The 22,660-nt window shown below is 66.3% G+C and carries 22 protein-coding genes and 1 tRNA gene; 13 read left to right on the top strand and 10 right to left on the bottom strand.

Going from position 1 to position 22,660, the window contains the following annotated elements; all coding sequences use genetic code 11:
- Nucleotide 1: 1 nt before the first annotated feature.
- From DID98_RS23030 to lpxC, 6 genes are all read left to right on the top strand, one after another.
- Nucleotides 2–943 carry a D-alanine--D-alanine ligase gene (locus DID98_RS23030; protein WP_124571484.1) on the top strand — a complete coding sequence of 314 codons (942 nt, stop codon included), beginning with the start codon at nucleotides 2–4 and terminating at the stop codon, nucleotides 941–943.
- 19 nt (nucleotides 944–962) lie between these two features.
- The gene (locus DID98_RS23025) at nucleotides 963–1,715 is read left to right on the top strand and encodes a cell division protein FtsQ/DivIB (protein ID WP_124520021.1); all 753 of its coding nucleotides are present in this window, start codon (nucleotides 963–965) and stop codon (nucleotides 1,713–1,715) included.
- A 26-nt stretch (nucleotides 1,716–1,741) separates the two neighbouring features.
- On the top strand, nucleotides 1,742–2,974 hold the full coding sequence (gene ftsA, locus DID98_RS23020; RefSeq protein ID WP_044844232.1) for a cell division protein FtsA: 1,233 nt from the start codon (nucleotides 1,742–1,744) through the stop codon (nucleotides 2,972–2,974).
- 111 nt (nucleotides 2,975–3,085) lie between these two features.
- Nucleotides 3,086–4,279 carry a cell division protein FtsZ gene (gene ftsZ, locus DID98_RS23010; RefSeq protein WP_044844231.1) on the top strand — a complete coding sequence of 398 codons (1,194 nt, stop codon included), beginning with the start codon at nucleotides 3,086–3,088 and terminating at the stop codon, nucleotides 4,277–4,279.
- A gap of 189 nt (nucleotides 4,280–4,468) precedes the next feature.
- Nucleotides 4,469–4,975: a peroxiredoxin gene (locus DID98_RS23005; RefSeq protein WP_044844230.1), complete on the top strand. Its 507-nt coding sequence runs from the start codon at nucleotides 4,469–4,471 to the stop codon at nucleotides 4,973–4,975.
- A 240-nt stretch (nucleotides 4,976–5,215) separates the two neighbouring features.
- A complete protein-coding gene (gene lpxC / locus DID98_RS23000) occupies nucleotides 5,216–6,133 on the top strand; it encodes a UDP-3-O-acyl-N-acetylglucosamine deacetylase (protein ID WP_124571483.1) in 918 nt (305 codons plus the stop codon).
- An 87-nt stretch (nucleotides 6,134–6,220) separates the two neighbouring features.
- Here lpxC and DID98_RS22995 read toward each other — a convergent pair whose 3' ends face one another.
- Nucleotides 6,221–6,700, bottom strand: coding sequence for a DUF721 domain-containing protein (locus DID98_RS22995; protein WP_124500207.1), 480 nt, complete (start codon nucleotides 6,698–6,700; stop codon nucleotides 6,221–6,223).
- A 267-nt stretch (nucleotides 6,701–6,967) separates the two neighbouring features.
- Here DID98_RS22995 and secA point away from each other — a divergent pair, with 267 nt between their 5' ends.
- From secA to DID98_RS22975, 4 genes are all read left to right on the top strand, one after another.
- Complete coding sequence (secA, locus tag DID98_RS22990) at nucleotides 6,968–9,766, top strand: preprotein translocase subunit SecA (protein ID WP_124488223.1); 2,799 nt, start codon at nucleotides 6,968–6,970, stop codon at nucleotides 9,764–9,766.
- Nucleotides 9,767–9,909: 143 nt separating this feature from the next.
- On the top strand, nucleotides 9,910–11,151 hold the full coding sequence (argJ, locus tag DID98_RS22985) for a bifunctional glutamate N-acetyltransferase/amino-acid acetyltransferase ArgJ (protein ID WP_124488224.1): 1,242 nt from the start codon (nucleotides 9,910–9,912) through the stop codon (nucleotides 11,149–11,151).
- A 19-nt stretch (nucleotides 11,152–11,170) separates the two neighbouring features.
- Nucleotides 11,171–12,040 carry an ATP-binding protein gene (locus DID98_RS22980; RefSeq protein ID WP_044844225.1) on the top strand — a complete coding sequence of 290 codons (870 nt, stop codon included), beginning with the start codon at nucleotides 11,171–11,173 and terminating at the stop codon, nucleotides 12,038–12,040.
- A complete protein-coding gene (locus DID98_RS22975; protein WP_124571482.1) occupies nucleotides 12,037–12,480 on the top strand; it encodes an NUDIX domain-containing protein in 444 nt (147 codons plus the stop codon). Before DID98_RS22980 ends, DID98_RS22975 begins: the two co-directional genes overlap by 4 nt.
- A gap of 61 nt (nucleotides 12,481–12,541) precedes the next feature.
- On the opposite strand, the gene DID98_RS22970 is transcribed toward DID98_RS22975, so the two are convergent.
- The 9 genes from DID98_RS22970 to DID98_RS22930 all read right to left on the bottom strand — a co-directional run bounded on the left by DID98_RS22970 (nucleotide 12,542) and on the right by DID98_RS22930 (nucleotide 20,512).
- A complete protein-coding gene (locus tag DID98_RS22970; RefSeq protein ID WP_039317342.1) occupies nucleotides 12,542–12,742 on the bottom strand; it encodes a DNA gyrase inhibitor YacG in 201 nt (66 codons plus the stop codon).
- A 28-nt stretch (nucleotides 12,743–12,770) separates the two neighbouring features.
- Nucleotides 12,771–13,526 (bottom strand): cell division protein ZapD, encoded by a 756-nt coding sequence (gene zapD, locus DID98_RS22965; RefSeq protein WP_044844223.1) that lies wholly within the window; start codon nucleotides 13,524–13,526, stop codon nucleotides 12,771–12,773.
- A 108-nt stretch (nucleotides 13,527–13,634) separates the two neighbouring features.
- Complete coding sequence (coaE, locus tag DID98_RS22960) at nucleotides 13,635–14,243, bottom strand: dephospho-CoA kinase (RefSeq protein WP_124571481.1); 609 nt, start codon at nucleotides 14,241–14,243, stop codon at nucleotides 13,635–13,637.
- An 84-nt stretch (nucleotides 14,244–14,327) separates the two neighbouring features.
- A complete protein-coding gene (locus DID98_RS22955) occupies nucleotides 14,328–15,239 on the bottom strand; it encodes an A24 family peptidase (protein WP_124488226.1) in 912 nt (303 codons plus the stop codon).
- A 45-nt stretch (nucleotides 15,240–15,284) separates the two neighbouring features.
- Complete coding sequence (locus DID98_RS22950; RefSeq protein ID WP_124571480.1) at nucleotides 15,285–16,490, bottom strand: type II secretion system F family protein; 1,206 nt, start codon at nucleotides 16,488–16,490, stop codon at nucleotides 15,285–15,287.
- A gap of 5 nt (nucleotides 16,491–16,495) precedes the next feature.
- Nucleotides 16,496–17,773, bottom strand: a complete 1,278-nt coding sequence (locus DID98_RS22945; protein WP_124571479.1) for a GspE/PulE family protein — start codon at nucleotides 17,771–17,773, stop codon at nucleotides 16,496–16,498.
- 82 nt (nucleotides 17,774–17,855) lie between these two features.
- Nucleotides 17,856–19,142 (bottom strand): HlyC/CorC family transporter, encoded by a 1,287-nt coding sequence (locus tag DID98_RS22940; protein WP_124571478.1) that lies wholly within the window; start codon nucleotides 19,140–19,142, stop codon nucleotides 17,856–17,858.
- A gap of 149 nt (nucleotides 19,143–19,291) precedes the next feature.
- Nucleotides 19,292–19,368, bottom strand: a tRNA-Pro gene (locus DID98_RS22935).
- Between the two features lie 148 nt (nucleotides 19,369–19,516).
- The gene (locus tag DID98_RS22930; protein WP_044844218.1) at nucleotides 19,517–20,512 is read right to left on the bottom strand and encodes a polyprenyl synthetase family protein; all 996 of its coding nucleotides are present in this window, start codon (nucleotides 20,510–20,512) and stop codon (nucleotides 19,517–19,519) included.
- A 210-nt stretch (nucleotides 20,513–20,722) separates the two neighbouring features.
- On the opposite strand from DID98_RS22930, the gene rplU reads away from it, so the two are divergent.
- The 3 genes from rplU to cgtA all read left to right on the top strand — a co-directional run bounded on the left by rplU (nucleotide 20,723) and on the right by cgtA (nucleotide 22,623).
- Nucleotides 20,723–21,034, top strand: coding sequence for a 50S ribosomal protein L21 (rplU, locus tag DID98_RS22925; RefSeq protein WP_006025184.1), 312 nt, complete (start codon nucleotides 20,723–20,725; stop codon nucleotides 21,032–21,034).
- Nucleotides 21,035–21,058: 24 nt separating this feature from the next.
- Entirely contained in the window at nucleotides 21,059–21,322 is a 264-nt protein-coding gene (gene rpmA, locus DID98_RS22920) for a 50S ribosomal protein L27 (protein WP_006476999.1), read from the top strand.
- 188 nt (nucleotides 21,323–21,510) lie between these two features.
- Entirely contained in the window at nucleotides 21,511–22,623 is a 1,113-nt protein-coding gene (gene cgtA, locus DID98_RS22915) for an Obg family GTPase CgtA (RefSeq protein WP_124571477.1), read from the top strand.
- The last annotated feature ends 37 nt before the right edge of the window (nucleotides 22,624–22,660 follow it).

Below are 22,660 nucleotides of genomic sequence, written 5' to 3'. Positions count from 1 at the left end.
CATGAGCGGGATCGATCCGAAACGTTTCGGCAAGGTGGCGGTGTTGTTCGGCGGCGAATCCGCCGAGCGCGAGGTGTCGCTCACCTCGGGCCGCCTCGTGCTGCAGGGCCTGCGCGACGCGGGCGTCGACGCGCATCCGTTCGACCCGGCCGAGCGGCCGCTGTCGGCGCTGAAGGACGAAGGCTTCGTGCGCGCGTTCAACGCGCTGCACGGCGGCTACGGCGAGAACGGCCAGATCCAGGGCGCACTCGATTTCTACGGGATCCGCTACACGGGCAGCGGCGTGCTCGGCTCGGCGCTCGGCCTCGACAAGTTCCGCACGAAGCTCGTGTGGCAGCAGACGGGCGTGCCGACGCCGCCGTTCGAGACGGTGATGCGCGGCGACGACTACGCGGCGCGCGCGACGGACATCGTCGCGAAGCTCGGCCTGCCGCTGTTCGTGAAGCCGGCGAGCGAAGGCTCGAGCGTCGCGGTGCTGAAGGTGAAGACGGCCGACGCGTTGCCCGCCGCACTGTCGGAAGCGGCGACGCACGACAAGATCGTGATCGTCGAGAAGAGCATCGAAGGCGGCGGCGAATACACCGCGTGCATCGCCGGCGATCTCGACCTGCCGCTGATCAAGATCGTGCCGGCCGGCGAGTTCTACGACTACCACGCGAAGTATGTCGCCGACGACACGCAGTACCTGATTCCGTGCGGGCTGCCCGCCGAACAGGAAGCGGAACTGAAGCGCATCGCGCGCCGCGCGTTCGACGTGCTCGGTTGCACCGACTGGGGCCGGGCGGACTTCATGCTCGACGCCGCCGGCAGCGCGTATTTCCTGGAAGTGAACACGGCCCCCGGGATGACCGACCACTCGCTGCCGCCGAAGGCCGCGCGCTCGATCGGCATCAGCTATTCGGAGCTGGTCGTGAAGGTGCTGTCGCTTACGCTCAACGACTGACGCAGGAACGGAACGACGTATGTGGAACAACGTTCGCCAACTCAACCTTGCCGCCAGCGCGCTGTACGCGCTGTTGCTGCTCGTGTTGGCGGCGGCCGGCTGCTACTGGCTGATCCAGCGTCCGACGTTCGCGCTGCGCGAAATCCGGATCGATGGCGACACCGAGCACATCAACTCGCCGACGGTGCGTGCAGGCGTGGTCGGCCGGCTGAAGGGCAATTTCTTCACGGTCGATCTCGACGCGGCGCGGGCGGCGTTCGAGCAGATGCCGTGGGTGCGCCACGCGAGCGTGCGCCGGGTGTGGCCGAATGCGCTGGCTGTCACGCTCGAGGAGTACAAACCGCTCGGGACCTGGGGCAGTGCGCAGCTCGTGAGCGTCGACGGCGAGCTGTTCACCGCGAACCAGGGCGAACTGGATCAGGAATTGCCCGCGTTCGACGGCCCGGAGGGCAGTGCGAAGGAAGTCGTCACGCGGTATCACGACTTCGCGAACTGGTTTGCGCCGCTGAAGGCGGCGCCGGAAGAAGTGACGCTGTCGGCGCGCTACGCGTGGACGGTGAAGCTGTCGAACGGCATGCAGGTCGAGCTGGGCAAGGAACGCAACAGCGAGTCGCTGCATGACCGGAGCCAGCGCCTCGTCGCCGCTTGGCCGGCCGTCACGGAGCGTTGGGGCAACGACATCGAGTACGCGGACCTGCGTTATCCGAACGGATTCGCGATTCGTGCGGCAGGCATGCGGTTCCTGACCGATACCGACAAGCGCAAGAAGTAACGAGAGATCACACGCAAGAGCACTTTATGAGCAAAGACTACAAGGATCTGCTGGTTTCCCTCGACATCGGCACGTCGAAGGTGGTGGCCATCGTCGCCGAGCTGAAGGGCGAAGGCCATTACGAGGTGATCGGCCTCGGCCAGAGCGAGTCGAAAGGTCTGAAGAAGGGCGTGGTGGTCAACATCGAGGCCACCGTGCAGTCGATCCAGCGCGCGCTCGAGGAAGCCGAGCTGATGGCCGACTGCAAGATCACCAACGTGTTCACGGGGATCGCCGGCAGCCACATCCGCAGCTTCAACTCGAGCGGGATGGTCGCGATCAAGGACAAGGAAGTCACGCAGACCGACGTCGCGCGCGTGATCGAGACCGCGAAGGCGATCAACATCCCGACCGACCAGCAGGTGCTGCACATCCTCACGCAGGAATTCATCATCGACGGCCAGGAAGACGTGCGCGAGCCGATCGGCATGAGCGGGATCCGCCTCGAGGTGAAGGTGCACATCGTGACCGGTGCGGTCAGCGCCGCGCAGAACATCGTCAAGTGCGTGCGCCGCTGCGGGCTGGAAGTGAACGACCTGATCCTGCAGCCGCTCGCGTCGTCGCTGGCCGTGCTGACTGAAGACGAGAAGGATCTCGGCGTGGTGCTGGTCGACGTCGGCGGCGGCACGACCGACATCGCGATCTTCGCCGAAGGCGCGATCCGCCACACCGCGGTGATTCCGATCGCCGGCGACCAGATCACGAGCGACATCGCGATGGCGCTGCGCACGCCGACGCCGGACGCGGAAGACATCAAGGTCGGCTACGGGATCGCGAAGCAGGCGCTCGCCGATCCGGACGAGATGGTCGAAGTGCCGGGCCTCGGCGAACGCGGTCCGCGCACGCTGTCGCGCCAGGCGCTTGCCGCTGTGATCGAGCCGCGCGTCGAGGAACTGTTCTCGCTCGTGCAGCAGGTCGTGCGCGAGTCGGGTTACGAAGAACTGCTGAGCTCCGGCGTGGTCATTACCGGCGGGGCTTCGATGATGCCGGGCATGGTCGAGCTCGGCGAAGACATTTTCCTGAAGCCGGTGCGCATCGGCGCGCCGGAATACGCAGGCGGCCTCGCCGACGTGGTGCGCAACCCGCGCTACTCGACGGCGATGGGCCTGCTGGTCGAAGGCAGTGCACAGCGCATGCGCGGTCGCAAGGTCGCCGTGCAGTCCGGCAACGCGGGGCAGATCTTCTCGCGGATGAAGGAATGGTTCCTGAGCAACTTTTGACATACCGAATCGAAATTCGCGCCGGTGCCGGCGGCTGGCGCGCGACAGGGGGTTGCCCGATCTCCTGCCGAATAACGGCCGAGTAGTTCTATTTTCTTGACGGAGGCAACAATGGAATTCGAAATGCTGGAAACCGAAACCAACGGCACCATCATCAAGGTGGTCGGCGTTGGCGGCGCTGGCGGCAATGCCGTTCAGCACATGATCAACCGTGGCGTGCAGGGCGTCGACTTCATCGTGATGAACACCGACGCACAGGCGCTGTCGCGTGCGCGCGCACCGTCCGTGATCCAGCTCGGCAACACGGGCCTCGGCGCCGGCGCGAAGCCGGAAATGGGCAAGGCGGCGGCGGAAGAGGCGCGCGAGCGCATCGCCGACGCACTGCGTGGCGCGCACATGGTGTTCATCACGGCCGGCATGGGTGGCGGCACGGGCACGGGCGCGGCGCCGGTGGTCGCGCAGATCGCGAAGGAGATGGGCATCCTGACGGTTGGTGTCGTCAGCAAGCCGTTCGAATTCGAAGGCGGCAAGCGCATGCGCGTCGCGGAAGCAGGCTCGCAGCAACTGGAGGATCACGTCGACTCGCTGATCGTCGTCCTGAACGACAAGCTGTTCGACGTGATGGGCGATGACGCCGAGATGGACAAGTGCTTCCAGTGCGCGGACGACGTGTTGAACAACGCGGTTGCGGGCATTGCCGAAATCATCAATGTCGATGGCCTCGTGAACGTCGACTTCGAAGACGTGAAGACGGTGATGGGCGAGCAGGGCAAGGCGATGATGGGCACGGCGACGGTCGCCGGCGTCGATCGCGCACGCCTCGCGGCGGAACAGGCCGTGGCGAGCCCGCTGCTCGAAGGCGTCGATCTGTCGGGCGCGCGCGGCGTGCTGGTCAACATCACGTCGAGCCGTTCGCTGCGCCTGTCGGAAACGCGCGAAGTGATGAACACGATCAAGAGCTACGCGGCGGAAGATGCCACGGTGATCTTCGGTGCGGTGTACGACGACGCGATGGGCGATGCGCTGCGCGTGACGGTCGTGGCGACGGGTCTGGGCCGTGCGGCGAAGAAGCAGCAATCGGCTCCGATGACGCTGCTGCGCACCGGCACCGACAACCAGCCGGTGAACGTCTCGCACGGCTATGCGCAGCCGCAGCACGTCAGCACGGCCGACTACGGCGCGCTCGATACGCCGGCGGTGTGGCGCAACTCGCGCGAAACCGCGGCATCGCACGTGCAGGCGCTGCAGGAGAAGGGTGTCGACACGTACGACATCCCGGCTTTCCTGCGCAAGCAGGCTGACTGACGACGCACACAGGCGAAGCCGCGGCAAGTTTGCCGCGGTAACGCCGGCGTGACGGATGCCACGGACCACGACAGGCCGCGTCGGATGCGACGCCGGGCCGGGAAGCGTGCCCTCTTCGCTCGAGCGAGGCGGGATGGGCCGTGCTGTCCGCAACACGCTGAAAAACCGTATCGCTATGAGGGACCAGCCATGATTCAAGTGGGCGACGCGCTGCCCGACGCGCAACTGTTCGAGTTCATCGACGACGCGCGCGAAGGCTGCACGCTGGGGCCGAATGCCTTCAGCGTGCGCGACCAGGTTGCGGGAAAGCGGGTGGTGATCTTCGGATTGCCGGGAGCTTTCACGCCGACCTGCTCGGCGCAGCATGTGCCGGGCTATGTCGAGCACGCCGAGCAACTGCGCTCGGCGGGCATCGACGAGCTCTGGTGCGTGTCCGTCAACGACGCATTCGTGATGGGCGCATGGGGACGTGATCTGCACACCGCGGGCAAGGTGCGCATGATGGCGGACGGCAGCGCTGCTTTCACTCATGCGCTGGGGCTGACGCAGGATTTGTCCGCGCGTGGCATGGGAATCCGTTCCCTGCGCTACGCGATGGTGGTCGACGACGGTGTGGTCAAGACGCTGGCCGTCGAAGCGCCGGGCAAGTTCGAAGTGAGCGATGCGGCGAGTGTGCTCGCGACGTTGAAGTCCTGATCGTGCGGTGCGCCGTTGCCTGCCGGCAACGCTGCTCACCGGCCTCAGGGCAGTTGTAACACGGGCCGATGACCGGAAACGCCTCCGTTCCGGGCATCGGCCCGTCCCGTATCGGCGCGGGTAACCAGTCGAAACAGATTGATACGCAGTTTCAAACAGCGTCGAATAGGGAATTACGCTATAATCTCACCTATCGAATATAACTCCTGATTGATATTCTCAATCAAGACGAAGAACACCATGTTGAAGCAGCGCACCATCAAAGCGATCGTGAAGACCGTGGGCATCGGTCTCCACTCGGGCCGCAAGGTCGAACTGACGCTCCGCCCGGCCGCGCCGGGCACGGGGATCGTATTCTCGCGCGTCGACCTGCCCACGCCTGTCGACATTCCGGCATCCGCGATGTCGATCGGCGACACGCGGCTCGCGTCGGTGCTGCAGAAGGATGGAGCGCGCGTGTCGACCGTCGAGCACCTGATGTCGGCGTGCGCCGGCCTCGGCATCGACAACCTCTATGTCGACGTGACGGCCGAGGAAATCCCGATCATGGACGGCAGCGCCGCGTCCTTCGTGTTCCTGATCCAGTCCGCGGGCATCGAGGAGCAGAACGCGCCGAAGCGCTTCATCAAGGTGAAGAAGCCGGTCGAAATCCGCGACGGCGACAAGTTCGCGCGTCTCGATCCGTATTTCGGCTTCAAGCTGAAGTTCACGATCGACTTTCGTCACCCGGCCGTCGACAAGACCGGCCAGGAACTCGAGGTCGATTTCGCGAATACGTCGTACGTGCGCGAGATCGCGCGTGCGCGCACGTTCGGTTTTGCCCATGAAGTCGAAATGATGCGCGAGCTGGGTCTCGCGCGCGGCGGCAGCATGGACAACGCGATCGTGCTCGACGAGTACCGGATCCTGAACAACGACGGGCTGCGTTACGACGACGAGTTCGTGAAGCACAAGATGCTCGATGCGATCGGCGACCTGTACGTGGTCGGCCATCCGCTGCTGGCGTCGTACACCGCGTACAAGTCGGGGCACGGGCTGAACAACGCGCTGCTGCGCGAACTGCTCGCGCACGAAGACGCGTACGAGATCGTCACGTTCGACGACCCGCAGGCTGCGCCGAAGGGCTTCGCGTTCGACGCGCAGACGGCCTTCGCCTGATCGGCGTCCGGCGCCCCGCGATAAAAAAAGCGACCCTCGGGTCGCTTTTTTATTGGGCGGCCGGCCCGCACGGGCGGCGGTGCGCGTTCAGCGCGACGACTTCGCGCCGTGCCGTGCGGCCATCCGCGCGAGCGCGGCCTGCAGCGGCGATGGCTCGAGGTGATCGGCGAGCTCGCGCAACGCGGCGGCGCCGACGGTCGTCATGCGCGCCTGCTTCACGTGCGGCGGTTCCGGCGCGTCCTTCGGCCGCACGCGTACGCGCAGCGCCGAGACCGGCCAGCCGCGCTTCTGGAGATCGGCGAGCAGGCGCGGCTCGACCTGCCGCAGGCGGGCCGCGAGCGCATTGTGCGCGGCAAAGAGGGTCAGGGTGCCGTCCTTGATGGAGCCCGGTTCGACATGATTCGCAAGATAGTCGGGCAGGAGCGCCGCGAGGTCGCGCTGCAGCGACGCGACCTGTTCGACGCCGGCGCGCAGCGCCGCGAACGCGTCGGTGCGGTTGAGCACTTCGGACACGGGTTGCGGGCGATATGCGGGGAGCGGGCCGAAACGCTTGGAAAATCGGTTCATCGAGGCATTCTTCGGGCGCGCACGGGCGCGGGCGTTGACGCCGATTGTACCCGCGCCGGCTCCCGCACGGGCGGCTTTCGGGCCGTGCGCCCGGTTGCCTGCACGGGTTCGGCGTGCGGCGTGGGTCGGGCCGGGACACCGGCGCATGCTTCCTCGCGTGCTAAAATTCCTCGTTTGATTCCACTAATTCGCTAAGCCGCCGAGGCTCGGGCGTCGGGGCGCGCAACACGCGCCGGGCGCCGGTGCTGCGACGCAGGATCCGATCCGATGACAACCGGTTTTCTCCAGAAAATTTTTGGCAGCCGCAACCAGCGGCTCGTCAAGCAATACCAAAAGACCGTCGCGACGATCAATGCGCTCGAAACGCAGATCGAGAAGCTGACGGACGACCAGTTGCGCGGTAAGACGGATGAGTTCCGCCAGCGGATCGCGGGCGGCGAGTCGCTCGACAAGCTGCTGCCCGAGGCGTTCGCAGTCTGCCGGGAGGCGAGCCGCCGCGTGCTGAAGATGCGCCATTTCGACGTGCAGCTGATCGGCGGCATGGTGCTCCACTACGGCAAGATCGCGGAAATGCGCACCGGCGAGGGCAAGACGCTCGTCGCGACGCTGCCCGTGTACCTGAATGCGCTGGCCGGCCGTGGCGTGCACGTGGTGACGGTCAACGACTACCTCGCGCAGCGCGACGCCGAATGGATGGCGCGCCTCTACAATTTCCTCGGTCTGTCGGTCGGCATCAACCTGTCCGGCATGGAGCACGACCAGAAGCAGCAGGCCTACGCGTCGGACATCACCTACGGCACGAACAACGAGTTCGGCTTCGACTACCTGCGCGACAACATGGTCTACGAGACCGACGCGCGCGTGCAGCGGGCCCTGAACTTCGCGGTCGTCGACGAAGTGGACTCGATCCTGATCGACGAGGCGCGTACGCCGCTGATCATCTCGGGCCAGGCGGAAGACCACACCGAGCTGTACGTGCGGATGAACGCGCTGCCGCCGCTGCTCGAGCGCCAGATCGGCGAGGAGAAGGCCGATGGCACGGGCGTCGAGAAGCCGGGCGACTACACGCTCGACGAGAAGTCGCGCCAGGTGTTCCTGACGGAGTCGGGCCACGAGAAGGCCGAGCGGCTGCTCGCCGAGTGGGGCCTGATCGGCGAGGGCGAGAGCCTGTACGCGCCGCAGAACATCACGCTGATGCACCACGTGTACGCGGCGCTGCGCGCCCACACGCTGTTCCACAAGGATCAGCACTACGTCGTGCAGAACGGCGAAGTGGTGATCGTCGACGAATTCACGGGCCGCCTGATGGCGGGCCGCCGCTGGTCCGACGGCCTGCACCAGGCGGTCGAGGCGAAGGAGCACGTGAAGATCCAGAGCGAGAACCAGACGCTCGCCTCGATCACGTTCCAGAACTACTTCCGGATGTACGCAAAGCTCGCGGGCATGACGGGCACGGCGGACACCGAAGCGTACGAATTCAACGAGATCTACGGCCTCGAGACGGTCGTGATCCCGACCAACCGTCCGCCGAAGCGGATCGACAAGCAGGACCAGATCTACAAGACGGCCAAGGAGCGCTACGACGCGGTGATCCGCGACATTCGCGAGTGCTACGAGCGCGGTCAGCCGGTGCTGGTCGGCACGACCTCGATCGAGAACTCGGAACTGCTGTCGCACCTGCTGAAGCAGGCCGGGCTGCCGCACGAGGTGCTGAACGCGAAGCAGCACGAGCGTGAAGCGGCGATCGTCGCGGAAGCCGGCCGTCCGAAGCGCATCACGATCGCGACCAACATGGCCGGTCGCGGTACCGACATCGTGCTCGGCGGCAACGCCGAGAAGCAGGCCGCATTCATCGAAGCCGACGAAGCGATCCCGGCCGACGAAAAGGCGCGCCGCATCAAGCAGTTGCACGACGAGTGGGAAACGCTGCACGAGCAGGTGAAGGCCGCGGGCGGCCTCCACATCATCGGCACCGAGCGCCATGAATCGCGCCGGATCGACAACCAGCTGCGCGGCCGTGCGGGCCGCCAGGGCGATCCGGGCTCGTCGCGCTTCTATCTGTCGCTCGACGATCCGCTGCTGCGCATCTTCGCGGGCGACCGCGTGCGCTCGATCATGGATCGCCTGAAGATGCCGGAAGGCGAGGCGATCGAGGCCGGCATCGTCACGCGTTCGATCGAATCGGCGCAGCGCAAGGTCGAAGCGCGCAACTTCGACATCCGCAAGCAGCTGCTCGAATACGACGACGTGTCGAACGACCAGCGCAAGGTGATCTACCAGCAGCGCAACGAATTGCTCGAAGCGCACGACATCACCGAGACGATCTCGGCGATGCGTCACGGCGTGATCACCGAAGTCGTCCGCCAGTTCGTGCCGGAAGGCAGCATCGAGGAACAGTGGGACGTGCCCGAGCTCGAGGAAGCGCTGCGCAACGACTGGCAGCTCGACCTCGCGATCCAGGAAATGGTGAACGAGTCGTCGTCGATCACGGCCGAGGAGATTCTCGAAGCCGTGACGACCGCCGCCGACGAGCAGTACGAGGCGAAGGTCGCGCTGGTCGGCCGCGAATCGTTCAGCGCGTTCGAGCGTTCGGTGATGCTGCAGACGGTCGACCGGCTGTGGCGCGAGCACCTCGCGGCGCTCGACCACCTGCGCCAGGGCATCCACCTGCGCGGCTATGCGCAGAAGAACCCGAAACAGGAATACAAGCGCGAAGCGTTCGAGCTGTTCGCCGCGATGCTCGACGCGATCAAGCAGGAAGTCACGCGCATCGTGATGAACGTGCAGATCCAGTCGCCTGAGCAGCTCGAGGAAGCCGCCGAGCAGATCGAGGAGCGCGGCGGTCATCTCGAAAACGTCGAGTTTCAGCACGCCGACTACGCGGAATCCGGCGCGCCGGTCGCGAACGTCGCGGCCGCCACCGCGGCCACGGCGACGGCCGACATGGTCGGCAGTGCGATGACCCACAGCGGCCCCGGCGGCGAGATGCCGAAGGTCGGCCGCAACGACCCGTGCCCGTGCGGCAGCGGCAAGAAGTACAAGCAATGTCACGGGAAGCTGTCATGATCGGCGGCGGCGCGCATCCGCGTGCCGCTTCGTTCGCAGCTTCGAGTCAGTGACGTGAGTTGCGGCGGCCCGCGCGTGCGGCCGCCGGTTCTTCCAATCGATGCCGGCGCGTGCCGGCATTTTCCATCCGGCAGGTGTGCCCCATGGCTGTCAATTTTCCGTCGATCGATCCCGCCCAACTCCATCCCGTCGCCGGCGTCACGCTCGGCTGGGCGGAAGCGAACATCCGCAAGCCGAATCGCAAGGACGTGCTGGTCATCTCCGTCGACGAAGGGGCGACGGTCGCTGGCGTATTCACCGAGAACCGCTTCTGCGCCGCGCCCGTGATCGTGTGCCGCGAGCATCTCGCGAAGGTGCGCGCGGGCGGCGCGGGCATCCGCGCGCTCGTCGTGAACACGGGCAACGCGAATGCGGGCACCGGCGAGCCAGGCCTCGCGAACACCCGCGAAACCTGCGCGGAACTCGCGCGTCTCGCGGGCCTCGACGCCGCACAGGTGCTGCCGTTCTCGACCGGCGTGATCCTCGAGCCGCTGCCGATCGACCGCCTGAAGGCCGGGCTGCCGGCCGCGCTCGCGAACCGCAAGGCCGCGAACTGGTACGACGCCGCGCAGGCGATCATGACGACCGACACGCTGCCGAAGGCCACGTCGCGCCAGGTGACGATCGACGGCCATACGGTCACGCTGACGGGCATCAGCAAGGGCGCGGGCATGATCAAGCCGAACATGGCGACGATGCTCGGCTTCCTCGCGTTCGATGCGAACGTCGCGCAGCCGGTACTCGACACGCTCGTGAAGGAAGTGGCCGACCGCTCGTTCAACTGCATCACGATCGACGGCGACACGTCGACGAACGACTCGTTCATCCTGATCGCGTCGGGCAAGAGCACGCTGCCCGCGATCACGTCGACCGACTCGCCGGCTTATGCGGCGCTGCGCGATGCAGTGACGCAGGTTGCCCAGCAGCTGTCGCAGCTGATCGTGCGCGACGGCGAAGGCGCGACGAAATTCATGACGGTGCAGGTCGAGGGCGGCAAGAGTGTCGCCGAGTGCCGCCAGATCGCGTATGCGATCGGGCATTCGCCGCTGGTGAAGACGGCCTTCTATGCATCCGACCCCAACCTGGGCCGGATTCTCGCGGCGATCGGCTACGCGGGCGTCACGGATCTCGACGTCGGCAAGATCGATCTCTATCTCGACGACGTGCTCGTCGCGAAGGCCGGCGGCCGCAACCCGGCTTATCAGGAAGAGGACGGCCAGCGCGTGATGAAGCAGAGCGAAATCACGATTCGCGTGCTGCTCGGCCGCGGCGACGCGCAGGCAACGGTCTGGACGTGCGACCTGTCGCACGATTACGTGAGCATCAACGCGGACTACCGCTCCTGATCGGGAGCGCTCGAACGACATGGACAAGCTCGAACAGTTTCTGACGCGCGCGGAAGCGCTGCTCGGCCGCCTCGAGGGGATGCTGCCCCCGGCGCCGGCGGCCGTCGACTGGAACGCCGCCACCGCGTTCCGCTGGCGCAAGCGCCAGGGGCGCGGCTATCTGCAACCGGTGCCGGCAGCGTCGACGATCACGCTCGACGACCTGCACAACATCGATCGGCAGAAAGGGCTGATCGAGCAGAACACGCGACAGTTCGTGCAGTGCAAGCCGGCGAACAACGTGCTGTTGACCGGTGCCCGCGGCACCGGCAAGTCGTCGCTGATCAAGGCGTGCCTGAACGCCTATGCGAAGGACGGGCTGCGCCTGATCGAAGTCGACAAGGACGATCTGCACGATCTCGGCGACATCGTCGAGGTGATCTCGCAGCGTCCGGAGCGGTTCATCGTGTTCTGCGACGACCTGTCGTTCGAGGACGGCGAATCGGGCTACAAGGCGCTGAAGGTCGCGCTCGACGGCTCGATCGCCGCGCAGTCCGACAACGTGCTGATCTACGCGACGTCGAATCGCCGCCATCTGCTGCCCGAGTACATGAGCGACAACGAGTCGTACAAGCATCTGCCGGACGGCGAGATCCACCCCGGCGAAGTCGTCGAGGAAAAGATCTCGCTGTCGGAGCGCTTCGGCCTGTGGGTCAGCTTCTACCCGTTCAAGCAGGACGACTACCTAGACATCGTCGCGCACTGGCTGCGCCATTTCGGTTGCGCGGACGCCGAGATCGAGACGGCACGCGGCGATGCGCTCGTCTGGGCGCTCGAGCGCGGTTCGCGTTCGGGGCGTGTCGCATGGCAGTTCGCGCGCGACTGGTCGGGCCGCAAGGAGCAGGCATGAGCACGGATTCCGTAACGAGCGCCGTGCGCGCGCCCGACGGCCGGAAGGTGACGGAAGTCGCGGTCGGCGTGTTGGTGCAGCCAGACGGTCGCTACCTGCTCGCGCAGCGGCTGCAGGGCAAGCCGTATGAAGGCTATTGGGAGTTTCCGGGCGGCAAGCTGGAGGCCGGGGAGAGCGTCGAGGACGCGCTGGCGCGCGAGCTGCACGAGGAACTCGGCATCGAAGTCACGGCCAGCCACCGCTGGCATACGCTCGAGCACGATTATCCGCACGCGTACGTGCGGCTTTATTTCTGCAAGGTGACGGGCTGGACGGGTGAGCCGCACAGCAAGGAAGGGCAGGCGTTCGTATGGCAGCAACTGCCGGTCGAGGTCGCGCCGCTGTTGCCGGCGGCGCTGCCGGTGCTGGAACTGCTCGAGAAGGAAGCGGCGTCGCAATGACGCCGTGACGGCTCGCCTGGAAGGCGGGCCACATCCGCCCATGGGCGGTGCCGTGCGCCGCTCAGCTATCTCGGCGGCCGTCGGTGCCGTCTTCCTCCGACGACGGACCCTCGTCGGAGGACCCGCCGATCCGGTACTTTTCCGCGGCCCATGCACCGAGGTCGAGCTGCTTGCAGCGGGCCGAACAGAAGGGACGGAACTTGTTTTCAGGCGTCCAGCGCACTTCTGCGCCGCACGAAGGACATTTCACAACGGTAGTCATACGAAAGCGTCGAACCGGCACACGGCCGTTACAGATTGCACAGTGTCAGATGGAACGGCACGTCGATGTCCACCGCGCGCGGCCGCACGTCGCCGTCCTGCATGGTGAACCGTACCCACAACATGTATTTGTTGGCGCTCGCTTCGGGAATCACGCGCAGCTCCGGCGGCACGCGCACCTGCATCAGCTGATAGGTGCGCCCCGACAGCATCTGCTGGTAGCTGCCCTGCATCGCCATCACCTTCGACGCCTGGCCCGATTCGCGAGCGAGCCGCAGCACGATCGCCGCGGCATCGCGCAGCGGCAGCAGCGGCAGGATCCATTTCGCGATGTCCTGGCGCCGCTGTTCCGCGGGCCATTGCTGCCACGCGTAGTACGACGGAAGGTCGAACTTGCACGTGCCGCCGGGAATCACCGCGCGGCTGCGGATGCTGGCGAGCCACTCGTTGTCGACCAAATGCTGCCCGGTCTTGCCCTGCATCTGCGCAAGATTGGCGAGCGTCTGCTCGATTTCACCGAGCACGGACTCGAGCGCATTCTGTTCGATGCCCGGATTGCCGCGAAAGGGGGCGAGCGTCTGGCGTTGACGTTCGAGCTCTTTCATCAGATCCGATTTCAGGTCCGCGCGGCCCGTGACCTCGGCGATTTCGAACAGCGTCGTCAGCGCGACGTGATGCTCACGCGGGTCCTCCTGAGCCAAAAAGAACGCGAAGCGCTCGAACAGGTCTTCGAGGCGCAACAGCGTGCGAATTCGCTCGTTGAACGGATACTCGTAAAGAATCAAGCGCGCTCGCCTCTAGGGTAGGGATTGAAACAATGCAGGACATTCTAATGCTCACTGTCTACCCTAGCAACGCACCAATTTCGTACACCATCCGATCGCACGCCGCGATCAGTGCGCGGCAGCCGCCAATGCGAGATAGCGTTGGTGCAGTGCATCGACCTGCGCGGCGAGCGCATCGGGTGTCGTCGCGTCGTTGACGATCACGTCGTCGGCCGCTGCGAGACGCGCCTCGCGCGTTGCCTGTCTCGCGATGATCGCTTCGACCTGTTCGCGCGTGAAATCATTGCGTCGCATCACACGTGCGATCTGCGTTTCGACCGGACAGTCGACCACGAGCACTCGATCGCTGCGCGCCTTCCAGTTACCTGACTCCACGAGCAGCGGCACGACGAAGATCACGTAAGGGCCCCGCGCTGCGCGGGCTTCGCGATCGGTTTCGGCGCGGATCAGCGGATGCGTGATCGCCTCGAGGCGCCGGCGTGCGTCGTCGTCGCTGAAAATGAGTGCGCGCATCTTCGCGCGATCGAGCGAGCCGTCGGCCGCGACGAAGTCCGGTCCGAATGCGTGTTCGATCGCGGGCATCGCGAGACCGGCCGGGGCGGTGATGCGGTGCGCGATCAGGTCGGTGTCGACGAGCGATGCACCGCGTGCGGCGAACAGGTCGGCGACGGTCGTCTTGCCGCTGCCGATGCCGCCGGTCAGTCCTATTGCAAACATGTGAGCCTCCGCCGGGCGGCCGCGCGGAAGCGAAGCGCCTCCCCGCGACGCAGCGAACATGGCGGACGCCGGCAGCGTGTCATGTCAGCCGCCGAGCGCCGAATAGAAAGGGGTACCGAAAAACAGCGTGGCGACACCGCCTGCCGCGAGGAACGGGCCGAACGGAATCGGCTCCTCGAAGCGCATGCGACCGCGCCAGGTCGCGACGAGCCCGACGAGCGCACCCGTCACCGCGGCGAACAGCACGACCTGCGGCAGCGCGGCCCAGCCCATCCACGCGCCGAGCGCGGCGAGCAACTTCAGGTCGCCGAAGCCGATGCCCTCGATGCCGCGCAGCCACTTGAACAGCCAGTAGACCGACCACAGGAACAGGTAGCCGGCCATCGCGCCGACCACGGCCGAACGCAGCGACGTGAACGTGCCGCCGAGATTCAGTGCGAGCCCGGCCCACAGCAGAGGCAGCGTCATCGAATCGGGCAGGTAGCCGGTCTGGATATCGATCGCGCTCATCGCCAGCAGCGCGGCGCACAGTCCGAACGCGGCGAGTGCGGCAACGGTGGGGCCGAACGCGGCGAGCGAACCGGCGGCGAGCAGCGCACCGGCGAGCTCGACGAGCGGATAGCGCACGCCGATCGCATGGCCGCACTGACGGCAGCGCCCGCGCAACAGCAGGTAGCTCACGAGCGGGATGTTTTCCCACGCACGCAGCACGTGACCGCAATGCGGACAGGCGCTGCGCGGGCGCCACAGATCGTAGTGCGGCGGATAGCCGTCGTCCGGCGGCGAGCTTGCGCTGCCGGTTGCTTCCGCGATTTCGGCCTGCCACGCGCGCTGCATCATCACCGGGACCCGGTGCACGACGACGTTCACGAAGCTGCCGACGCACAGGCCGAGCACGACGGCGAACGCATACTGCACCGCGAGCGGCAGCATCGCCAGCGCGTGCAACGTGCTGTCGGGCGAGTCGAAAACGGTGGTCAGGGGCGCGGGCGTCATGGGGCTCGGGTTCGGGCTTGAAAGGCGACAGAATCGGTTGCGATGCTACACCACGTTGCCCAGCTGAAGGATGGGCAGATACATCGCGATCACGAGGCCGCCGACGAGCGCACCCAGGACGATCACGATCAGCGGCTCGCCGAGCGCGGCGAGCGCATCGAGCCGTGCGTCGAGCTGACGCTCGCATAGCGCGGCGATATCGGCGAGCATCGTGTCGAGCGCGCCGGTTTCCTCGGCGACGGCGATCGGCTGCACGACGTCGTCCGGGAAGCAGCCCGCCGCGTGCATCGCATCGGCGAGACGCGCGCCGCGCAGCACGTGCGTCGCGATCTGCGCGGTGGCCTGCTCGAACACCGGATGGCCGGCGGTGCGTTCGAGCGTGGCGAATGCATCGGCGAGCGGGACGCCCGCACCGAGCAGCGTTGCGAGCGAGCGGCACCAGCGCGCGGTGGCGAACCGCGTGAGCGCGCCGCCGACGAGCGGCGCATCCAGCACGTGCCGCGCGGCCGTGTAGCGCAGCGATGGCGAGCGCCGCAGCGCGTGACGTGCGGCGAGCCCCGCCACCGCTGCCCCGGCGACGAACGTGCCGCCCCAGGCCGAGGTCGCGGACGAGAGGGCGAGCAGGGCTCGGGTCGGCGCCGGCAAGGCCGCGCCGAAGCCGTCGAAGATCTGCCGGAACGTCGGCACGACCCACACCATCAGCGCGGCCGAGATCGCGAGCGCGAACACGATGACGGCGACCGGGTAGGCGAGCGCGGCACGCAGCTTGCGCCATTGCGCGTCGGCACGTTCGCGGTGCTCCGCGACGCGGGTCAGTATGGTGCCGAGCGCGCCCGATGCTTCGCCTACCTCGATCAACTGGCGATACAGCGTGCCGAACTGGGACGGGTAGCGTGCGAGCGCGGCGGCGAAGCGTTGCCCGCCGACGATCTCGCGTGCGAGGCCGGCGGCGATGCGCGGCAGCCCGTCGCGCGTGCGGGTGCGCGCGAGCATCTCGAGCGACGGTGCGAGCGGCAGTCCGGCCTGCAGCAGGCTCGCGAGCTGACGCGTGAAGCGCGTGACTTCCCGCGCGCCGGCCGACGGCGGCCGGGCCGTGCCGCGGACATCGAGCGACAGCACCGTGACGCCGTCGCGCGCGAGCGCCGCACGTGCGGCGGCGGCGTCGAAGGCGATGACGTTCCCGCGGCATGGCGTGCCGTCGCGACGACGGCCACGCCACGCGAAACGCGTCTCGTGCGGCGGTGCAGGCATCGCGATCACGCGTCGGGCGTCGCGGCCAGTGCTTCCGCGACGCTCGTCGTACCGTCGCGAACGTGCGCGAGTGCCGCGTCGCGCAGACTACGTACGCCCTCGGCTGCCGCGCATTGCGCGAGCGCACCGACGCTTGCGCGCGCGACGATGCGTTCCGCCATCTCCGGTGAAACCGGCATCGTCTGATGCAGGCCGATGCGGCCTCGATAACCGATGCCGTGACAGGCGGCACAGCCGCGCGCGACGAACGGGCGCCACCCGGATTCCAGTGCTGCCGGATTGCAGCCTGCTTCGCGCAGCGCGCGCACCGACGCGTCCGAACGCACGCGGCAGGTGGGGCACAGGCGCCGCACGAGGCGTTGCGCGGTGACGAGGCGCAACGCGGCGGCGAGGTTGTATGGCGCGACGCCGATGTCGAGCAGTCGCGCGACGGCTGCCGGCGCGTCGTTCGTATGCAGCGTGGACAGCACGAGGTGCCCGGTCTGAGCGGCCTTGATCGCGACGTCGGCCGTCTCCGCATCGCGAATCTCGCCGACCATGATGACGTCCGGGTCCTGACGCAGCAGCGCGCGCAGCGCAGTGGCGAACGTCAGCCCGGCTTTTTCGGCGACGCCGACCTGGTTGATGCCGTCGAGCTGGATCTCGGCCGGATCCTCGACCGTGCACACATTGTGCGCATCGCGGTCGAGCATCTGCAGCGCGCAGTAGAGCGACAGCGTCTTGCCGCTGCCGGTCGGCCCGGTCACGAGCACGAGACCGTGCGGCGCGCGTATCGCGGCTTCCATCGCCGCGGCCTGCCGCGCGTCGAAGCCGAGACGCGCGAGCGTGAGGTCGGGCGGCAGCGTTTCGAGGCGGCGCAACACGAGCTTCTCGCCGAACAGCGTGGGCAGCGAGCTGACCCGGTAGTCGCCGCGCGTGCCGCCGTCGACCGCGATGCGCAGCCGGCCGTCCTGCGGAAGCCGGCGCTCGGCGATGTCCATGCGGGCGAGCACCTTGATCCGCGTCACGAGCGCGTCGCGCAGATGAGCGGGCGGCCGCGCGTGTTCATGCAGGACGCCATCGATGCGCAGGCGGATGCGCCAGCCTGCTTCGAACGGTTCGACGTGGATGTCGGACGCGTCGCGCACGCGGGCGGCGTGCAGCGTGTCGGTCAGCAGCCGTACGGCGGGTGAGTCGTCGAGTTGCGCCGCATCGAGCGACCGCGGTGTTTCGGCGGGCGATGCGTCGGTGGAGACAGGCGGCCGCTGCGTGTGCAGCGGCGCCCCGGGAAGTGGGAAGTGCATGTGAGCCGGCGCTCGGCCGCCTGTTGATCGTGACCGGCAAATGGTCGCGTATCGTGCGCGGCGCCGACAGTCGGCCGTTCGGCTAGCGCGCGCCGCGTGCGCGCGTGCTGCGCGGCTTGAAGAGCTTGACGGTGCGCACGGCCTGGTCGTCGCTGCGCATGACCTCGAGCATCACGTCGCGGATCTTCAGGCACACGTCGCCTTCGGGGATTTCCTCGAGGATTTCGAGGATCAGGCCGTTGAGCGTCTTCGGTCCGTCGGTCGGCAGTTGCAGGTGCAGCCAGCGGTTCAGTTCGCGCAGCGGCATGCTGGCGGCGACGATGCATTCGCCGTTCTCGTTCCAGCCGCCCGCGCGTTCGCCGCGCGGCATCGACGTCGTGAATTCGCCGATCAGTTCCTCGATGATGTCCTCGGGCGTGACGAGCCCCTCGAGTTCGCCGTACTCGTTGACGACGAGCGCGGTCCGCTGGCGGCTTTCCTGGAAATACTGGAGCTGCTGGACGACCGGCGTGCCCGACGGCACGTAGTACGGCTCGGCGAGCAGCGTGCGCAACGTTTCGCGGTCGAAATCCTGGTTGTGCAGTGCGGTGAGCGTCTTGCGGACGTGCAGCACGCCGAGCACCTTGTCGATGTCGCCTTCGTAGACGACAAGGCGGTTGTGATAGCAGGTCTCGAGCTGATGCAGGATGTCGTCGAGCGGCGCGTAGAAGTTGAGCGACTCGATCTGGCGGCGCGGCACCATCACGTCGTCGACCGTGATGTTCTCGAGGTCGAACAGGTTGAGCAGGATGCTGCGGTGCTTGGTCGGCATGAAGCTGCTCGACTCGAGCACGATCGCGCGCAGCTCGTCGGCGGACATCCGCTGGTCGCGGCCCTTCTTCGTATTGATGCGCAGCATCCAGAGAACGCCGTTCGCCAGTTCATTGACGAACCAGACGACCGGCTTGAACACGCGCATCAGCGGCGCGATCACGAGACTGGCGGGCAGCGCGATGCGTTCGGGAAAGGTCGCGCCGACGATCTTCGGCGCGATTTCCGCGAACACGATGATCAGGAACGCGACGATGCCGGTCGCGATCGACAGCGCCAGGTTGTTACGGCCGAACGTGTGCAGCGCGAGCGACGTCGTCAGGACCGGGATGATCGTGTTGAACAGGTTGTTGCCGATCAGGATCACGCTGAGCAGCAGGTCGGTGCGCGTGAGGAGACCCTGCGTGGTTTTCGCGCCGAGCACGCCCTGGCCGGCGAGATGCTTCAGCCGATGGCGGTTGAGCGCCATCATCGCGGTCTCGGAAATGGAAAAGAAGCTGGAGCAGAGGAGAAGCAGGAAGACGGCGCCGATTTGCGCCCATAAGGGAATTTGGTCCACGCGTCAGAAGGGCAGTGAAGGACAGGGATGGAGGGAATATAGCAGAGGCCGGCGGCCGGGATGTGTCGTGCGCGACACGCGCGCTCGCGAGACCAGGCAGAAGAAGGCAAAAAAAAACCGTGCACACGGTGCACGGTTTTTTCAAAATCTGGTCGGGGTGAGAGGATTCGAACCTCCGGCCTCTACGTCCCGAACGTAGCGCTCTACCAGGCTAAGCTACACCCCGATTTTTTGCTCTTCCGACTTCGCCGCTTTCGTTCAGATCGCTGCGTCGTCACAAGCAAGAACGTAACTATAACGATGTTTTTTCGAAAAGGGAATACCTTGATGAAGAAATTTTTCGAAATGCGGTTCGTGTCGTGGTCGCCGCGCGCTTACGACTGTCGCGACGTCGAGTACGAGCACAGTGCGAGCAGGCTTTCCTTGTAGATCGAATCCGGGAACGCGGCGATCGCGGCCGCGGCGGCCTGTGCTTCCTGGCGCGCGCATTCGAGAGTATGGTCGAGCGCGCCCGAACGCGTGATCGCGTCGAAGATCGTGTCGAAGCGATCGGTGCCGCCTTGTTCGATCGCCTCGCGGGCGAGCGCCGATTGCTCGGGCGTGCCGCGTTCGATCAGATAGATGAGCGGCAGTGTCGGCTTGCCTTCGCGCAGGTCGTCGCCGGCATTCTTGCCCATCGCTTCGGCCGTGCCCGCGTAGTCGAGCCAGTCGTCCATGATCTGGAATGCGGTGCCGATCCGGCGGCCGTATTCGGCGGCGGCGGCTTCGGTCGGCGCATCGGCGCCGGCGAGCACCGCGCCCAGGCGGGCCGATGCCTCGAACAGCTTCGCCGTCTTGTAGCGGATCACCTGCATGTAGCGCGTCTCGTCGACGTCCGCGTCGTGCATGTTCAGGAGCTGCAGCACTTCGCCTTCGGAAATGATCGTCGTCGCTTCCGACAGGATTTCCATCACGCGCATCTTGCCGACGCCGACCATCATCTCGAACGAACGCGAATAGAGGTAGTCGCCGACCAGCACGCTCGCCGCGTTGCCGAACAGCGCGTTGGCCGTCTGGCGGCCTCGCCGCAGTTCGGATTCGTCGACGACGTCGTCATGCAGCAGCGTGGCCGTGTGGATGAATTCGACGACGGCGGCCAGCACGTGCCGCTGGTGCGACGTCTCGCCGAGCGCGCCGGCGACGAGCAGCAGCAGGGCCGGACGCAGCCGCTTGCCGCCCGCGCCGATGATGTACTCGGCGATCTGGTTGATCAGCAGCACGTCGGACGCGAGGCTTTGCCGGATAACGCGATTCACCTGCTCCATGTCGCTGGCGATCGGGGCGAGCAGGTGGGCGGCGCTGAGGGTGGGGGAGGCGGTGGACGACGACATGATGATCGAAATGGGTGATGCCGCGGATTATAAGTCGAATCCGCGATATGCCGGTCTGTCGGACGTGTCTGCCCGGTGATTTTGGCCGTCCGGCCAGGGCTTGCGGGCGGCAATCGTGGATCGGCTTTGACTTGGGTGCTAAGCCCATGTATAATCACGTGTTTTCCGCGCGTGGTGTGCGGAAAAATTGGATCCAGAGTGAGGTTCTCAATGTACGCGGTCATAAAAACCGGCGGCAAGCAGTACAAGGTTGCCGTTGGCGAAAAACTCAAAGTAGAACAGATACCGGCTGACATTGACGCTGAAATCACGCTCGACCAGGTTCTCGCAGTGGGCGAAGGCGAATCGATTAAGTTCGGTACGCCGCTGGTCAGTGGGGCTTCCGTCAAGGCCACCGTTGTGTCGCACGGTCGTCATGCCAAGGTCACCATCTTCAAGATGCGTCGCCGGAAGCACTACCAAAAGCACGGCGGCCACCGCCAGAACTACACTGAGCTGCGCATCGACGCGATCAACGCGTAAGCGCCTCGGTAAAGGAGCAATCAGATGGCACACAAAAAGGCAGGCGGCTCTTCCCGGAACGGCCGCGACTCCGAGTCGAAACGTCTCGGCGTGAAAGTGTACGGCGGCCAGGCGATCAACGCTGGCGGCATCATCGTGCGTCAGCGCGGTACGCGCATGCACGCTGGCGAGAACGTCGGCATGGGCAAGGATCACACCCTGTTCGCGCTGGTCGACGGTCACGTCAAGTTCGCGACCAAGGGCGCGGACAAGAAGCATCTGGTCATCGTTGTCCCGGCGGCTGCCTAAGTTCAGGCACCCACGGGCTTCGTAGCCGAAAGGCCCCGCAGTCTTCGCGGGGCCTTTTTTTATTTGGCCGCCGGGCGCATGTGCGCGCCGGCGGCTGTCGCGACACTGGCGGGCAATCGGCCGAACGGCAGATTGTTCAAGCGCGCCGGCGCGCGGCACAATAGCGGAAATACTGGTCGGAGTGACGAATGAAGTTCATTGACGAAGCACGAATCGAAGTCATCGCCGGCGACGGAGGCGATGGCAGCGCGTCGATGCGCCGCGAGAAATTCGTTCCGTTCGGCGGGCCGGACGGCGGCGACGGCGGCCGGGGCGGCAACGTCTACGCGATCGCCGACCGCAACATCAACACGCTGATCGACTACCGTTACGCGAAGAAGCACCTGGCGCGCAACGGCGAAAACGGTCGCGGCTCGGATTGCTACGGCAAGGGCGGGGACGACGTCACGCTGCGCATGCCGGTCGGCACGGTCGTGACCGACATGGATACGGGCGAGCTGATCGCCGACCTGACCGAGCACGATCAGCAGGTGATGCTCGCGAAGGGCGGCGCAGGCGGTCTCGGCAACCTGCATTTCAAGTCGAGCACGAACCGCGCGCCACGCCAGAAAACCGACGGCAAGCCCGGCGAACGGCGCATGCTGCGGCTCGAGCTGAAGGTGCTCGCCGACGTCGGTCTGCTTGGCATGCCGAACGCCGGCAAGTCGACCTTCATCTCGTCGGTGTCGAACGCGAAGCCGAAGATCGCCGACTATCCGTTCACGACGCTCGCGCCGAACCTTGGCGTCGTGCGGGTCGGCCCGAGCAAGAGCTTCGTGATCGCCGATATTCCGGGGCTGATCGAGGGCGCCGCCGAAGGCGCGGGCCTCGGCCACCAGTTCCTGCGACACCTGCAGCGCACCGGCGTGCTGCTGCATCTCGTCGATCTGGCTCCGTTCGACGAAAGCGTCGACCCGGTCGCTGAAGCGACCGCGATCGTCGGCGAGCTGCGCAAATACGACGAGGCGCTGTACGAGAAGCCGCGCTGGCTCGTCCTCAACAAGCTCGACATGGTGCCGGAAGACGAGCGCGAGGCGCGCGTCGCCGATTTCCTCGACCGTTTCGGCTGGGACGGCCCGGTGTTCGAGATTTCGGCGCTCACGGGCCAGGGCTGCGAAGCGCTGTGCTACGCGATCTACGATTACCTCGCCGGGCATTCGGACGCACATCGTGCGGCGGAAGAGGAAGATCTGGCCGCGGACGTGCGGTTCCGCGATGCGCCGCAAGCCGATGGCGGCGCGACGCCCGGCGACGACGCCTGAGCGGGCCCGACACGCACCGGGCATCGCGTCCGGTGCC

Source organism: Burkholderia sp. Bp8984, assembly GCF_003853755.1.
GTDB lineage: Bacteria > Pseudomonadota > Gammaproteobacteria > Burkholderiales > Burkholderiaceae > Burkholderia.
Note: the sequence above shows the minus strand (reverse complement) of the source record. Positions and strands in the feature narration are given on the sequence as shown.

Coding starts and splice junctions, on each gene's coding strand:
- secA (WP_124488223.1), top strand. CDS start 6,968: ATGACAACCGGTTTTCTCCAGAAAATTTTTGGCAGCCGCAACCAGCGG.
- DID98_RS23025 (WP_124520021.1), top strand. CDS start 963: ATGTGGAACAACGTTCGCCAACTCAACCTTGCCGCCAGCGCGCTGTAC.
- ftsZ (WP_044844231.1), top strand. CDS start 3,086: ATGGAATTCGAAATGCTGGAAACCGAAACCAACGGCACCATCATCAAG.
- DID98_RS23030 (WP_124571484.1), top strand. CDS start 2: ATGAGCGGGATCGATCCGAAACGTTTCGGCAAGGTGGCGGTGTTGTTC.
- lpxC (WP_124571483.1), top strand. CDS start 5,216: ATGTTGAAGCAGCGCACCATCAAAGCGATCGTGAAGACCGTGGGCATC.
- ftsA (WP_044844232.1), top strand. CDS start 1,742: ATGAGCAAAGACTACAAGGATCTGCTGGTTTCCCTCGACATCGGCACG.
- DID98_RS22975 (WP_124571482.1), top strand. CDS start 12,037: ATGAGCACGGATTCCGTAACGAGCGCCGTGCGCGCGCCCGACGGCCGG.
- DID98_RS22955 (WP_124488226.1), bottom strand. CDS start 15,239: ATGACGCCCGCGCCCCTGACCACCGTTTTCGACTCGCCCGACAGCACG.
- DID98_RS22980 (WP_044844225.1), top strand. CDS start 11,171: ATGGACAAGCTCGAACAGTTTCTGACGCGCGCGGAAGCGCTGCTCGGC.
- argJ (WP_124488224.1), top strand. CDS start 9,910: ATGGCTGTCAATTTTCCGTCGATCGATCCCGCCCAACTCCATCCCGTC.
- cgtA (WP_124571477.1), top strand. CDS start 21,511: ATGAAGTTCATTGACGAAGCACGAATCGAAGTCATCGCCGGCGACGGA.
- DID98_RS22930 (WP_044844218.1), bottom strand. CDS start 20,512: ATGTCGTCGTCCACCGCCTCCCCCACCCTCAGCGCCGCCCACCTGCTC.
- rpmA (WP_006476999.1), top strand. CDS start 21,059: ATGGCACACAAAAAGGCAGGCGGCTCTTCCCGGAACGGCCGCGACTCC.
- DID98_RS22950 (WP_124571480.1), bottom strand. CDS start 16,490: ATGCCTGCACCGCCGCACGAGACGCGTTTCGCGTGGCGTGGCCGTCGT.
- DID98_RS22945 (WP_124571479.1), bottom strand. CDS start 17,773: ATGCACTTCCCACTTCCCGGGGCGCCGCTGCACACGCAGCGGCCGCCT.
- coaE (WP_124571481.1), bottom strand. CDS start 14,243: ATGTTTGCAATAGGACTGACCGGCGGCATCGGCAGCGGCAAGACGACC.
- DID98_RS22995 (WP_124500207.1), bottom strand. CDS start 6,700: ATGAACCGATTTTCCAAGCGTTTCGGCCCGCTCCCCGCATATCGCCCG.
- DID98_RS22970 (WP_039317342.1), bottom strand. CDS start 12,742: ATGACTACCGTTGTGAAATGTCCTTCGTGCGGCGCAGAAGTGCGCTGG.
- rplU (WP_006025184.1), top strand. CDS start 20,723: ATGTACGCGGTCATAAAAACCGGCGGCAAGCAGTACAAGGTTGCCGTT.
- DID98_RS23005 (WP_044844230.1), top strand. CDS start 4,469: ATGATTCAAGTGGGCGACGCGCTGCCCGACGCGCAACTGTTCGAGTTC.